This is a genomic window from Amycolatopsis sp. NPDC043885 (assembly GCF_056435685.1).
This window is the reverse complement of the sequence record NZ_JBWKEA010000002.1, coordinates 292,952-306,292: the sequence shown is the minus strand read 5'-3', so window position 1 is coordinate 306,292 and position 13,341 is coordinate 292,952. Positions and strand designations below refer to the sequence as shown.

The window sequence follows — 13,341 nt, the reverse complement described above, 5'->3', positions numbered from 1 at the left end:
CGAGTTTAGGCGGCCCGCAATTCGTCCTCTGGATGCGGTACTTGCGTGTGCAACTACCGCATCCAGAGGACTAAATGCGAGGGGTCAGCACTCGATGACGTTCACGGCGAGGCCGCCGCGCGCGGTCTCCTTGTACTTCACGCTCATGTCGGCGCCGGTCTCGCGCATCGTCTTGATCGCCTTGTCCAGCGTCACGACGTGCGAACCGTCGCCGCGCATCGCCATCCGCGCGGCGTGGATCGCCTTGGACGCGCCGACGGCGTTGCGTTCGATGCACGGGATCTGCACCAGCCCGCCGACCGGGTCGCAGGTCAGCCCCAGGTGGTGCTCGACGCCGATCTCGGCGGCGTTCTCCACCTGCGCGGGTGAACCGCCGAGGACCTCGGTGAGCCCGGCGGCGGCCATGGCGCTGGCCGAACCGACCTCGCCCTGGCAGCCGACCTCGGCGCCCGAGATCGAGCCCGTCTGCTTGAGGATCGAGCCGATCGCGCCCGCGGTGAGCATGAACGTCACGATGCCGTCGTCCGACGAGCCCCTGATGAACCGCTGGTAGTAGTGCAGAACCGCCGGGATGATCCCCGCCGCGCCGTTGGTCGGCGCGGTGACGACGCGGCCGCCCGCGGCGTTCTCCTCGTTGACCGCCAGCGCGTACAGGCTCACCCAGTCCATCGCGTACAGCGGGTCACCGACGCCGTCCTCGGCGAGCAGCTTCTCGTGCAACGCCTTCGCGCGCCGAGGCACCTTCAGCCCGCCCGGCAGCACGCCCTCGTGCTCGCATCCGTTGCGCACACATTCCGCCATGACCTGCCAGATCTCCAGCAGTCCTTCGCGGATCTCCTCGCGCGTGCGCCACGAAAGCTCGTTGCGCAGCATGATCTCGCTGATCGGCAGCCCGGTGTCCTCGCAGTGCTTCAGCAGATCCGCGCCAGTGCGGAACGGGAACTCCAGTTTCGTCGAGTCCTCGACGACGACAGTGTCGGTCTCGTAGGACTCGTCGCGCACGAACCCGCCGCCGACGGAGTAGTAGGTGCGCTCGCGCAGCACCTTCCCGTCGGCGCCGAACGCGCGGAAGATCATCCCGTTCGGATGCGCGGGCAGCGACTTCCGCCGGTGCATGGTCAGGTCGGTGTCCTCGGTGAACACGATCTCGTGCTCACCACGCACCTTCAACCGGCAAGATTCCCGGATCTCCGCGATCTTTCCGGGCACCGTATCGGTGTCGATCTCCTCCGGACGCTCCCCGGACAGCCCGAGCAGCACGGCCTTGTCGCTGCCGTGCCCGAACCCGGTCGCGCCGAGCGAGCCGAAAAGCTCGCTCTGGACGCGGGTCGTGGCGGCGAGGTCACCGTCCGCCGCCAGACCGTCCACAAAGGTCAGTGCGGCACGCATCGGGCCCACCGTGTGGGAGCTGGAGGGGCCGATGCCGATCGAAAACAGGTCGAAGACGCTGATCGCCATTGATCTGCCCTCCTTCCTATCTGGCCAGCAGTGAGCTGGCTTCTTGGGCCGCGGGCCCTTCGGCGGCGAGATGGGCCAAGTTCTCCGACAGCGCTTCGCCGCGGTGGGCCTTCGTCTGGGCGAACAGGCGACCGGCCCGATACGACGAGCGTACGAGCGGCCCGGCCATCACACCAGCGAAACCCATCGCTTCGGCGGCGTTCGAATGCTCGACGAACTCCTCCGGCTTGACCCACCGGTCCACCGGATGATGCCTCGGTGAAGGCCGCAGATACTGGGTGATCGTGAGGATCTCGCAGCCCGCGTCGACCAGATCCTTCATCGCCGGAGCCACCTCCTCCGGCGTCTCACCCATGCCGAGGATCAGGTTCGACTTCGTCACCAGACCGGCCTCACGAGCCCGGGTGATGACCTCCAGCGAGCGCGCGTACCGGAAGCCCGGCCGGATCCGCTTGAAGATCCGCGGCACCGTCTCCACGTTGTGCGCCAGCACCTCCGGCCGCGAACCGAACACCTCGGCCAGCTGATCCGGATCCGCGTTGAAGTCCGGGATCAACAGCTCGACACCGGTGCCCGGGTTCAACGCGTGGATCTGACGGACGGTCTCCGCGTACAGCCACGCGCCGCCGTCTTCCAGGTCGTCACGCGCGACACCGGTCACCGTCGAGTAACGCAAACCCATGGCCTGCACCGACTCCGCCACCTTGCGCGGCTCGGTGCGATCCAGCGCCGCCGGCTTGCCCGTGTCGATCTGGCAGAAGTCACAGCGCCGCGTGCACTGGTCCCCGCCGATCAGGAACGTGGCCTCACGGTCTTCCCAGCACTCGTAGATGTTGGGACACCCGGCCTCCTCACACACGGTGTGGAGGCCTTCACGCTTGACCAGTCCCTTGAGCTCCGTGAACTCCGGACCCATGCGCGCGCGGGTCTTGATCCACGGCGGCTTCTTCTCGATCGGGGTCTGCGCGTTGCGGACTTCGAGCCGGAGAAGTTTGCGCCCCTCGGGGAGCGCGCTCATCGGTTGAGGTCCGCGTACAGCGGGTGCTTCTTCGCCAGCAGCTCGACCCGGGCGGACAGCGACTGGCGCAGGGCCTCGTCGAAGTCCGGGCGCAGCGCCTCGGCGATGATGTCGGCCACCTCGGCGAAGTCCTCGGCCCCGAAGCCGCGGGTCGCGAGCGCCGGGGTGCCGATCCGCAGGCCGGAGGTGACCATCGGCGGACGCGGGTCGAACGGGACGGCGTTGCGGTTGACCGTGATGCCGACCGAGTGCAGCCGGTCCTCGGCCTGCTGACCGTCCAAAGTGGAGTTGACCAGGTCGACGAGCACCAGGTGCACGTCGGTGCCACCGGTCAGCACGCGGACTCCGGCCTCGGTGCAGTCCGTGCGCGAAAGGCGGTCGGCCAGGATCTTCGCGCCTTCGAGCACGCGCTGCTGGCGCTCGCGGAACTCCTCGCTCGCGGCGATCTTCAGCGCGACGGCCTTGGCCGCGATGACGTGCTCCAGCGGACCGCCCTGCTGGCCGGGGAACACCGCCGAGTTGATCTTCTTGGCGAGTTCCTGGCGGGACAGGATGATGCCACCGCGCGGGCCGCCGAGGGTCTTGTGCGTGGTCGTGGTGACGATGTCGGCGTAGGGCACCGGGCTCGGGTGCAGCCCGGCGGCGACCAGACCGGCGAAGTGCGCCATGTCGACCATGACCTTCGCGCCGACCTCGTCGGCGATGCGGCGGAACTCGGCGAAGTCGAGCTGACGCGGGTACGCCGACCAGCCGGCGATGATCAGCTTCGGCTTGTGCTCCTTGGCGAGGCGCTCGATCTCCTCGACGTCGACGATCCCGGTCTCCTTGTCGACGTGGTAGGCGACGACGTTGTAGAGCTTGCCGGAGAAGTTGATCTTCATCCCGTGGGTCAGGTGCCCGCCGTGCGCGAGGTCGAGACCGAGGATGGTGTCGCCGGGGTTGAGCACCGCGACCATGGCGGCGGCGTTGGCCTGCGCGCCCGAATGCGGCTGGACGTTGGCGTGCTCGGCGCCGAACAGGGCCTTCGCGCGGTCGATCGCCAGCTGCTCGATGACGTCGACGTGCTCACAACCGCCGTAGTAGCGGCGGCCGGGGTAGCCCTCGGCGTACTTGTTCGTCAGCACCGAACCCTGCGCCTCGAGCACGCCCACCGGGGCGAAGTTCTCCGAGGCGATCATCTCCAGGGTCGACTGCTGCCGGTCGAGTTCGGCGGCGACGGCCGCGGCGACCTCGGGGTCCACTTCGGACAGGGCAGCATTGAACATGTCAGTTCTCCTGGGTCAGGACGGCGTACGCCTGGGCGTCGAGCAGGGCGGGCACGTCGCCGGACAGACGCACCTTCAGGAGCCATCCTTCGGCGTACGGGTCCGAGTTGATGAGCTCGGGGGTGTCCGTTGTGGCCTCGTTCACCTCGACGACCTCACCGTCCACGGGTGCGTACAGCTCGCTGACCGATTTGGTCGACTCGACCTCGCCGAACACCTCGCCCGCGGTGACGGTGTCGCCGACCGAGGGAAGCTGGACGAACACGATGTCACCGAGCGACTCGGCGGCGAAGGCGGTGATGCCCACGGTGGCGACGCCGTCGGCGACGCTCAGCCACTCGTGTTCCTTCGTGTACTTCAGGTCCTGGGGGATGCTCATGATCAGAGGAGGGCCTTTCAGGCGCGGGAGTAGAAGGGCAGGGCGACGACCTCGACGGGCTCGATACGGCCCCGGATGTCGACGGAAAGCTCGGTGCCGGGCTCGGAGTGCTCCCGGTCCACATAGGCCATGGCGATCGGGTAACCCAGGGTCGGCGAGAGGGCACCGCTGGTGACCTCGCCGATCTCGGCGTCGCCCGCCAGGACGGTGTAGCCGTGGCGCGGGGCGCGGCGGCCGGAGCCCTTGAGCCCGACGCGCACGCGGGGAACGTCCTTCTTGGACAGTTCCTCCAGCGCGGCCTTGCCCACGAAGTCGCCCGGCTTCTCGAACTTGACCACGCGCCCGAGGCCGGCTTCGAACGGGCTCAGCTGGAGGCTGAGCTCGTTGCCGTACAACGGCATTCCCGCTTCGAGGCGCAGGGTGTCGCGGCAGGCGAGACCGGCCGGGAGCAGGCCGTGCGGCTCGCCCGCGTCGGTCAGGATGCGCCAGACGGCGGGAGCCTCACCGGCCGGGACGTACAGCTCGAAGCCGTCCTCACCGGTGTACCCGGTGCGGGCGAGCAGGACGTCGTGACCCTTCACGACGGCCGGGACGCTCGCGTAGTACTTGAGCGCGCCCAGGTCGGCGTCGGTGACGGCGCCGACGATCTCGACGGCCTTCGGTCCCTGGACGGCGATCAGCGCGACGTCCTCGGACTTGTTCTCGACGACCGCGTCGAAACCCGAGACCCGCTCGGCCAGCGCCTCCGCGACCACGCCGGCGTTGCCCGCGTTGGCCACGACCAGGAACTTCTCGTCGGCGAGGCGGTAGACGACCAGGTCGTCCAGCACGCCGCCGTTCTCGTCGCAGATCATCGTGTAGCGCGCCCGGCCTGGCTTCACGCCGGACAGGTTGCCGACCAGCGCGTAGTCGAGGGTGTCGGCGGCCTGCGGGCCGGTCACCTCGATCTCGGCCATGTGCGAGAGGTCGAACAGGCCGGCGGCCTCGCGGACCGCCTTGTGCTCCGCCAGTTCGCTGGAATAGCGGATCGGCATCGACCAGCCCGCGAAATCGGTGAACAGCGCACCCAGTCCTTTGTGGACTCCGTGCAGGGACGTCTCTTTCGACATCAAGTGCCTCAGTTCTCGTAGGCGTTGAGCGGCGGGCAGGAGCAGACGAGGTTACGGTCCCCACGCGCACCGTCGATGCGGCGCACCGGGGGCCAGTACTTGGACTTGCGGTTCACCCCGGCGGGGTACACCGCCAGTTCGCGGTCATACGGCAGGTCCCAGTCGCCGACGAGGGTCTCGGCGGTGTGCGGGGCGTTGCGCAGCGGGCTGTTGTCCGCGGCCCACTTGCCCTGCGCGACGGCGTCGATCTCCGCGCGGATGGCGATCATCGCCGCGATGAAGCGGTCGATCTCGCCGAGGTCCTCGGACTCGGTCGGCTCGACCATCAGCGTGCCCGCGACCGGGAACGACATGGTCGGAGCGTGGAAGCCGTAGTCGATCAGGCGCTTCGCGACGTCGTCGACGGTGACGCCGGTCTCCTTGGTGAGCCCGCGCAGGTCGAGGATGCACTCGTGCGCGACCAGGCCGTCCTGGCCGGTGTAGAGCACCGGGTAGTGCTGGTTGAGGCGCTTGGCCACGTAGTTCGCCGCGAGGACCGCGACCTGCGTCGCGGCGGTGAGCCCGCCCGCGCCCATCATGCGGACGTACGCCCACGAGATCGGCAGGATCGACGCCGAGCCGTACGGTGCGGCGCTGATCGGGCCGACACCGGTTTCCGGACCGGCCTTCTCCAGCATCGGGTGGTTGGGCAGGTACGGCGCGAGGTGCGCGCGGACCGCGACCGGGCCGACGCCGGGGCCGCCGCCTCCGTGCGGGATGCAGAAGGTCTTGTGCAGGTTCAGGTGCGAGACGTCGCCGCCGAACTCTCCCGGCTTGGCGAGACCCAGCAGGGCGTTGAGGTTCGCGCCGTCGACGTAGACCTGGCCGCCCGCGTCGTGGACGATCTTGGCCAGCTCGTCGATGCCGTTCTCGTACACGCCGTGCGTGGACGGGTACGTGACCATGATCGCGGACAGCGTGTCGCGGTTGGCCTCGACCTTGGCCCGTAGGTCTTCGAGGTCGACGTTGCCCTCGTCGGTGCACTTGACCACGACGACGCGCATCCCGGCCATCACCGCGGAGGCGGCGTTCGTGCCGTGCGCGGACGACGGGATCAGGCAGACCTCGCGCGCGGTCTGACCGTTGGCGTGGTGGTACGCGCGGATCGCGAGCAGACCGGCGAGCTCGCCCTGGCTGCCCGCGTTCGGCTGCAGCGAAACCTTGTCGTACCCGGTGACCTCGGCCAGCCAGCCGGACAGCTGCTCGACCAGCACGTGGTAGCCCTCGGCCTGGTCCGCGGGCGCGAAGGGGTGGATCCCCGCGAACTCGCGCCAGCTGATCGGCTCCATCTCGGTGGTGGCGTTGAGCTTCATCGTGCAGGAGCCGAGCGGGATCATGCCGCGGTCGAGCGCGTAGTCCAGATCGGACAGACCGCGCAGGTAGCGCAGCATCGCGGTCTCGGAGCGGTGCGAGTGGAAGACCTCGTGGGTGAGGTACTCGCTCTCGCGGCCGAGGCCGGCGGGCAGCGCACGGGCGTCGGCGGCGGGGGTGTCGACGCCGAACGCGTTGAGCACCTTGGCGATGATCGCGGGCGTGGTGACCTCGTCGACCGCGATGCGGACGTGGTCGGCGTCGACCGGGCCGAGGTTGATCCCGTTCTCCCGCGCCACCGCGACGACCGCTTCGGCCTGTCCGGGCATGCGGGCGAGGACGGTATCGAAGAAGCCCTCGTGCACGACCTCGACGCCTGCCGCTCGGAGGGCGTCCGCCAGGCCCGCGGCGAGGCCGTGGACGCGGGTCGCGATGCGCTTGAGGCCGTCGGGACCGTGGTAGACCGCGTACATCGCGGCGAGCACGGCGGGCAGCACCTGCGCGGTGCAGATGTTGGAGGTCGCCTTCTCGCGGCGGATGTGCTGCTCACGCGTCTGCAGGGCGAGGCGGTACGCGGGGTTGCCGTCGGCGTCGACCGAGACCCCGACCAGGCGGCCCGGCAGCGAACGCTCGAGCCCTGCGCGGACGGCCATGTACCCGGCGTGCGGACCGCCGTACCCGAGCGGGACGCCGAAGCGCTGGGTCGAACCGGCGGCGATGTCGGCGCCGAACTCACCCGGCGCGGTGATCAGCGTGAGGGCGAGCAGGTCGGCGGCGACGGCGTACAGCGCGCCGGCGGCCTTCGCGGTCTCGGAGATGGCGGAGTAGAAGCCCGCGCCGCGCAGCACGCCGGAAGCGCCCGGGTACTGGACGACGACGCCGAAGAACTCCTCCGGCAGGCCGGTGAGCAGGTCACGGACCTCGACCTCGACGCCCATGGCCTCGGCGCGGGTGCGGACGACCGCGATCGTCTGCGGCAGGCACTCGGCGTCGAGGACGACCTTGTTCGACTTCGCCTTCGACGCGCGGCGCATCAGCATGACGGCCTCGGCGACGGCGGTGGACTCGTCGAGCAGGGAGGCATTCGCGGTGGCGAGACCGGCCAGCTCCGAGACCATGGTCTGGAAGTTGAGGAGGGCTTCGAGACGGCCCTGCGAGATCTCCGGCTGATACGGCGTGTACGCCGTGTACCAGGCCGGGTTCTCCAGCACGTTGCGGCGGATGACCGCCGGGGTGACCGTGTCGTGGAAGCCGAGACCGATCATCTGCGTCATCGGCTTGTTGAGCGCGGCGAGTGCGCGAAGCTCGGCGATGGCGTCCTCTTCGGACGCGGCGGGGGGAAGTTCGAGGTCGCGGGTGACCCGGATCGCGGACGGCACGGCGGCCTGCACCAGGGCATCGAGACTGCCGTAGCCGACCTCGGCGAGCATCTTGGCCTGCTCGGACTCCGAGGGGCCGATGTGCCGGTCGTCGAAGGACGTACTGGTCAAGGGAGCTCCTTGGGTCAGGCGCCGGATAGACCGGTGCGCTGGGAACTCCCCCTCTGTCATGGCACCTGAGAGTTTCACCACCGTTGAGGGTGGCTTTCACCTTGGGTGAGACGCACTTGCGCGCCTGCTTTCCAGAGTGGCCTCGCGTGAAGCGGTAGTGGGTACCTGAGAGATTCCGGGGAGTTTGCTCCTTCGGTGCCCCACCACGTTCGTGGGGGCTCTCCCGCTCCAGCTCGACGGCCCTGTCTGAAGTTGTGCGCACACCGTACCTGGCGTGTTCGACGCGCGTCTACTTCCAGCCGAGCACGTCACTTGAGCCGCACTCGCGTGCTTGGAGACGTAACTCGTGAGTTCCGCCTCCAAGCACGCGAGTTACGTGCCTGAGCACGCGAGTTACGCGTTTTCCATCATCATTTCGGCGGTGATCGTGCCGCAGAGCTCGGCGCACCGCATCATCATGTCGGCCGCGTCGGCGAGCTCGGCGTCGCCGGTCTTGGCGCACTCCTGGGCGCACATGCGCATCATCTGGGAGGCGAGGCCGCACGTCTTCGCGCACATGCGCATCATCTCGAGGTCGGCGACCATGGCGGAGCAGCGCATCATCATGTCGGCGGACATGCGGGACATGTCCGCGCAGGTCACCATCATCATCCCGAGCTTCGCGCCGCCGATCTCCATGCAGCGCGTCATCATCTCCTCGCACCTGACGTGGCACTCGTTGCACAGGTCGATGCAGTCACGCATGGCGGTGCTCATCTGCCGGGTCATTCGTCGGGCCTCCCGCGCTGTTCGGATCACGGAACCGGGTGGTCCCGCGTCTCAGGACTACAGCGCAGGTCAGCGGCCCGCCATCCCAGCCACCGGGACGAGTGACGGCGGCCGGAAGTACAGCCACGGTTCGCGCCGGGCCCAAGTCCGTGAAGGCCTCCTTCCCTACTCTCAAGGTAGGGAAGGAGGCCTTCACGGACATCGCGACCCAACGGCGCGCATTTAGAGGACTAAATGCGTGGCGGTCAGACGGGCGTGACGTAGGCGCCGGAGATCCCACCGTCGACGAGGAACTGCGACGCCGTGATGAACGAGGCGTCGTCGCTCGCCAGGAACGCGACGGCCGCCGCGATCTCCTCCGGCTCCGCGAACCGCCCGACCGGCACGTGCACCAGCCGCCGCGCGGCCCGCTCGGGGTCTTTCGCGAACAGTTCCTTGAGCAGCGGCGTGTTCACCGGTCCCGGGCACAGCGCGTTCACCCGGATGTTCTCCCGCGCGAACTGCACGCCCAGTTCCCGGCTCATCGCCAGCACCCCGCCCTTGGACGCGGTGTAGGAGATCTGCGACGTCGCCGCGCCCATGACCGCGACGAACGACGCCGTGTTGACGATCGAGCCCTTGCCCTGCCGCCGCATATGCGGCAGCACGGCCTTGCAGCACAGGTAGACCGAGGTCAGGTTGACCTTCTGTACCTTCTCCCACGCGTCGATGCCCGTGGTGAGGATCGAGTCGTCCTCGGGCGGGGAGATGCCCGCGTTGTTGAACGCGACGTCGACCGAGCCGAAAGTGTCCACAGTGGTCTGGAACAGGGCCTCGACCTGCTCGGCGTCGGTGACGTCGGCCTGCACGAACAGGCCGCCGACCTCGTCGGCCGCGGCTTTGCCCGCCTCGGCGGAGATGTCGCCGATGACGACCTTCGCGCCCTCGCTCGCCAGCCGCCGCGCGGTGGCGAGGCCGATGCCGCTGCTGCCGCCGGTGATGACCGCGACGCGGCCTTCGAAACGCTGAACCATGCCTATTCCTCCGTGCTGATGGTCTTGATACGAAAAGAGACCGGCTCACTCTGTGTTGATGAAGACGTTCTTGGTCTCGGTGAAGGCGTCGACGGCGTCGGGGCCCAGTTCGCGGCCCAGTCCGGACTGCTTGAACCCGCCGAACGGCGTCCAGTACCGGACGGACGAATGCGAGTTGACCGACAGGTTCCCGGCTTCGACGCCACGCGCGACGCGGAAGGCGCGGCCGACGTCGCGGGTCCAGATCGAGCCGGACAGGCCGTACTCGGTGTGGTTGGCCATGGTCACCGCGTCCGTCTCGTCGGCGAACGGGACCACGGCGACGACCGGGCCGAAGATCTCGTCCGACGCCAGCGGATGCCGCAGGTCCGGCGGGGTGACGACGGTCGGCGCGAACCAGTATCCGGGACCGACGGGCGCGTTGCCCCGGAAGGCGACCGGCGCCGCGTCGTCCACATAGGACGACACTTTCGCATGGTGCCCGGCCGAGATCAGCGGACCCATCTCGGTCACTTCCAGCCGCGGATCCCCCACGACGACGCCGTTCACCGCCGGTTCCAGCAGCTCCATGAACTTCTCGTACACGCTCGACTGCACGAGGATCAGCGACCGCGCGCAGCAGTCCTGCCCGGCGTTGTCGAAGACGCCGTAGGGTGCGGTGGCCGCGGCCTTCTCCAGGTCTGCGTCGGCGAAGACGATGTTCGCGTTCTTGCCGCCCAGTTCCAGCGTCACCCGCTTCACCCGCGCGGCACAGCCCGCCATGATCTGCTTGCCGACCTCGGTCGAGCCGGTGAACACCACCTTCCGCACCGCCGGGTGGTCCACGAACCGCTGCCCCACCACCGATCCCTTGCCGGGAAGCACCTGGAAGACGTCTTCGGGGATCCCCGACTCACGGGCGAGTTCGCCGAGGCGGATCGCGGTCAGCGGGGTGAGCTCGGCGGGCTTCAGCACGACGGTGTTCCCGGCGGCGAGCGCCGGCGCGAACCCCCAGCCCGCGATGGGCATCGGGAAGTTCCACGGCACGATCACCCCGACGACACCGAGCGGCTCGTGGAACGTCATGTTCACCCCGCCGGGTACCGGGATCTGCTTGCCGCTCAACCGTTCGGGCGAAGCCGAGTAGTACGTCAGCACGTCGCGGACGTTGCCCGCTTCCCAGCGCGCGTTGCCGATCGTGTGGCCCGCGTTGGCGACCTCCAGCTGGGCGAGATTCTCGATGTCGGCGTCGACGGCGTCGGCGAATCGGCGCAGCAGCCGCGCCCGGTCGCCGGGGGCCACGGCGCGCCAGGCGGGGAACGCCGCGTGCGCGCGGGCGATCGCCGCGCCGGTCTCCTCCGCCGAGGTCAGCTCGACCGACCTCACCACCTCTTCGGTGGCTGGGTTGATCACCTCGAACGTGGTCATGCGTGCTCCTTCGCAGCTTTCACCAGCGCCTCGAAAAGCCTGATGTCGTCGGGGTTCTGTTCGGGATGCCATTGGACGCCGAGGACGAACCCGCCGCCGGGCAGCTCGGCCGCCTCGATGGTCCCGTCGGCGGCCCAGCCGACCGGGACCAGCCCGTCGCCGAGCTTGTCGATCGCCTGATGGTGGTAACACGGCACCTTGGTCTCGGCGCCGAGGATCGAGGCGACGCGGCTGCCCTCGGCGAGGCTCACCGTAGTGGTGCCGAAGGTCCCCGGCGCGGGCTGGTGATCCGCACTGTCCAAAGTGTCCGGTAGATGCTGCGCGAGCGTGCCGCCCAGCGCGACGCTGAGCACCTGCAGCCCGCGGCACACACCCAGTACCGGTTTTCCCGCGTCCAAAGCGGACCGCAGCAGGCCGAACTCGAAGGCGTCCCGGTTCGGCCTCGTGTACGTCGTCGCGTGCTGCTCCTGGCCGTAGCGCGCAGGGTCGACGTCGGCGCCGCCGGCCAGCACGAGTCCGTCCACGGCGGAGATCAGCCGATCGTGTGCCCCGCTCACCGGCGGCAGCAGGACCGGGACGCCGCCCGCCGCGACGATCCCGTCGACGTAGACCCGGTGCAGCAGGGCGGCTTCGGTCTCCCAGACGAGGAACTTCGCGGGCTCCAGATAGGAAGTGAGCCCGATCAGGGGCTCAGAGACGTTCGAAGCCACGGATCCGCTCCCAGTCGGTGACGGCGGCGTCGTACGCGGTCAGTTCGACCTTCGCCGCGTTCAGGTAGTGGTCGACGACCTCGTCCCCGAACGCGGTCCTGGCAAGCTCGCTCTCGTCCAACAGCGCCGCGGCTTCCCGCAGGGTCGTCGGCACGGTCGGCTTGCCGGAACCGTAGGCGTTGCCGTGGAACTCCGGCTCCAGCTCCAGTCCGTTCTCGATGCCGTGCAAACCTGCCGCGATCAGCGCGGCCACCGCGAGGTACGGGTTCACGTCGCCGCCGGGGACCCTGTTCTCGGTGCGCAGCGAGTCCCCGTGCCCGACGACGCGGAGCGCGCACGTCCGGTTGTCGGTGCCCCACGCGACGGCCGTCGGCGCGAAGCTGCCGGGGACGAACCGCTTGTAGGAGTTGATGTTCGGCGCGAAGAAGTAGGTCAGCTCACGCAGCCCGGCGAGCTGGCCGGCGAGGAAGTGCTCCATCAGCGGCGAGAACCCGCCGGGACCGTCGCCGACCAGGACGGGTTCGCCCTCGGCGGAGCGCAGGCTGATGTGGATGTGGCACGAGTTGCCCTCGCGTTCGTTGTACTTCGCCATGAACGTGAGGCTCTTGCCCTCTTGCGCGGCGATCTCCTTGGAGCCGGTCTTGTAGACGCTGTGGTTGTCGCAGGTGGTCAGCGCGTCGGCGTAGCGGAACGCGATCTCGTGCTGGCCGGGGTTGCACTCGCCCTTGGCGGACTCGACGTACAGGCCCGCTCCGCCCATGTCGTTGCGGATACGGCGCAGCAGCGGTTCGATCCGCGCGGTGCCGAGCATCGAGTAGTCGACGTTGTACTGATTGGCCGGGCGAAGGTCCTGGTACCGCTTGTCCCAGGCCGACTCGAAGGTGTCGTCGAAGACGATGAACTCCAGTTCGGTCCCGACATACGCGGCGAGACCGCGTGCGGCGAGCCGATCGAGCTGACCGCGCAGGATCTGGCGCGGCGAAGGGGCCACGGCGCCCCCTTCCACCCGTTCGAGGTCGGCGAGGACGAGCGCGGTGCCCTCCTGCCACGGAAGCAGGCGCAGCGTGCCGAAGTCCGGGCGCATGACGAAGTCGCCGTAGCCGGTCTCCCAGGACGACATCGCGTAGCCGTCGACGGTGTTCATGTCCACGTCGACCGCCAGCAGGTAGTTGCACGCTTCGGTGGCGTGCTCGACGACCTCGTTGAGGAAGTACTCGGCGGCGCAGCGTTTGCCCTGCAGCCTGCCCTGCATGTCGGTGATCGCCACCAGCACCGTGTCGACGGTGCCGTCCTCGACCAGTTCCCGGAGCCGTTCCAGCGTGAGCATGCCGCGCCTATTCGCCATCAGCCTCACCTAAAGGTTCGAAGCGGTAC

At 68.8% G+C, this 13,341-nt stretch carries 11 protein-coding genes and 1 riboswitch; all 11 genes read right to left on the bottom strand.

Translation table 11 applies throughout. The annotated features are described in order from the left end of the window. Positions 1-84: 84 nt before the first annotated feature. The 11 genes from AC069I_RS11120 to AC069I_RS11070 all read right to left on the bottom strand — a co-directional run bounded on the left by AC069I_RS11120 (position 85) and on the right by AC069I_RS11070 (position 13,312). Complete coding sequence (locus AC069I_RS11120) at positions 85-1,458, bottom strand: L-serine ammonia-lyase (RefSeq protein WP_478225703.1); 1,374 nt, start codon at positions 1,456-1,458, stop codon at positions 85-87. 16 nt (positions 1,459-1,474) lie between these two features. Continuing rightward, on the bottom strand, positions 1,475-2,476 hold the full coding sequence (lipA, locus tag AC069I_RS11115; protein WP_478225704.1) for a lipoyl synthase: 1,002 nt from the start codon (positions 2,474-2,476) through the stop codon (positions 1,475-1,477). Next, positions 2,473-3,741, bottom strand: coding sequence for a serine hydroxymethyltransferase (gene glyA / locus AC069I_RS11110; protein ID WP_478225705.1), 1,269 nt, complete (start codon positions 3,739-3,741; stop codon positions 2,473-2,475). The genes lipA and glyA overlap by 4 nt, the downstream gene beginning before the upstream one ends. Before the next feature lies 1 nt (position 3,742). Continuing rightward, the gene (gene gcvH, locus AC069I_RS11105) at positions 3,743-4,120 is read right to left on the bottom strand and encodes a glycine cleavage system protein GcvH (RefSeq protein ID WP_125673314.1); all 378 of its coding nucleotides are present in this window, start codon (positions 4,118-4,120) and stop codon (positions 3,743-3,745) included. Between the two features lie 17 nt (positions 4,121-4,137). Continuing rightward, positions 4,138-5,229 (bottom strand): glycine cleavage system aminomethyltransferase GcvT, encoded by a 1,092-nt coding sequence (gene gcvT, locus AC069I_RS11100; RefSeq protein WP_478265314.1) that lies wholly within the window; start codon positions 5,227-5,229, stop codon positions 4,138-4,140. 8 nt (positions 5,230-5,237) lie between these two features. Further along, on the bottom strand, positions 5,238-8,069 hold the full coding sequence (gene gcvP, locus AC069I_RS11095; RefSeq protein ID WP_478265313.1) for an aminomethyl-transferring glycine dehydrogenase: 2,832 nt from the start codon (positions 8,067-8,069) through the stop codon (positions 5,238-5,240). Positions 8,070-8,211: 142 nt separating this feature from the next. After that, positions 8,212-8,305: riboswitch (glycine riboswitch) on the bottom strand. 157 nt (positions 8,306-8,462) lie between these two features. Further along, a complete protein-coding gene (locus AC069I_RS11090) occupies positions 8,463-8,825 on the bottom strand; it encodes a four-helix bundle copper-binding protein (protein WP_478225708.1) in 363 nt (120 codons plus the stop codon). A 257-nt stretch (positions 8,826-9,082) separates the two neighbouring features. After that, positions 9,083-9,850, bottom strand: a complete 768-nt coding sequence (locus AC069I_RS11085; protein WP_478265312.1) for a 3-oxoacyl-ACP reductase — start codon at positions 9,848-9,850, stop codon at positions 9,083-9,085. Between the two features lie 45 nt (positions 9,851-9,895). After that, positions 9,896-11,257, bottom strand: a complete 1,362-nt coding sequence (locus AC069I_RS11080) for an aldehyde dehydrogenase family protein (protein WP_478265311.1) — start codon at positions 11,255-11,257, stop codon at positions 9,896-9,898. Further along, positions 11,254-11,967, bottom strand: a complete 714-nt coding sequence (locus AC069I_RS11075; RefSeq protein ID WP_478265310.1) for a gamma-glutamyl-gamma-aminobutyrate hydrolase family protein — start codon at positions 11,965-11,967, stop codon at positions 11,254-11,256. The genes AC069I_RS11080 and AC069I_RS11075 overlap by 4 nt, the downstream gene beginning before the upstream one ends. After that, positions 11,948-13,312 (bottom strand): glutamine synthetase family protein, encoded by a 1,365-nt coding sequence (locus AC069I_RS11070; protein WP_478265309.1) that lies wholly within the window; start codon positions 13,310-13,312, stop codon positions 11,948-11,950. The genes AC069I_RS11075 and AC069I_RS11070 overlap by 20 nt, the downstream gene beginning before the upstream one ends. Positions 13,313-13,341: the final 29 nt, after the last annotated feature.

Bases quoted from the DNA above. Each gene is read 5' to 3' on its own strand.
- gcvT (WP_478265314.1), bottom strand. From the start codon at position 5,229: ATGTCGAAAGAGACGTCCCTGCACGGAGTCCACAAAGGACTGGGTGCG.
- glyA (WP_478225705.1), bottom strand. From the start codon at position 3,741: ATGTTCAATGCTGCCCTGTCCGAAGTGGACCCCGAGGTCGCCGCGGCC.
- AC069I_RS11090 (WP_478225708.1), bottom strand. From the start codon at position 8,825: ATGAGCACCGCCATGCGTGACTGCATCGACCTGTGCAACGAGTGCCAC.
- lipA (WP_478225704.1), bottom strand. From the start codon at position 2,476: ATGAGCGCGCTCCCCGAGGGGCGCAAACTTCTCCGGCTCGAAGTCCGC.
- AC069I_RS11085 (WP_478265312.1), bottom strand. From the start codon at position 9,850: ATGGTTCAGCGTTTCGAAGGCCGCGTCGCGGTCATCACCGGCGGCAGC.
- AC069I_RS11070 (WP_478265309.1), bottom strand. From the start codon at position 13,312: ATGGCGAATAGGCGCGGCATGCTCACGCTGGAACGGCTCCGGGAACTG.
- gcvH (WP_125673314.1), bottom strand. From the start codon at position 4,120: ATGAGCATCCCCCAGGACCTGAAGTACACGAAGGAACACGAGTGGCTG.
- AC069I_RS11120 (WP_478225703.1), bottom strand. From the start codon at position 1,458: ATGGCGATCAGCGTCTTCGACCTGTTTTCGATCGGCATCGGCCCCTCC.
- AC069I_RS11080 (WP_478265311.1), bottom strand. From the start codon at position 11,257: ATGACCACGTTCGAGGTGATCAACCCAGCCACCGAAGAGGTGGTGAGG.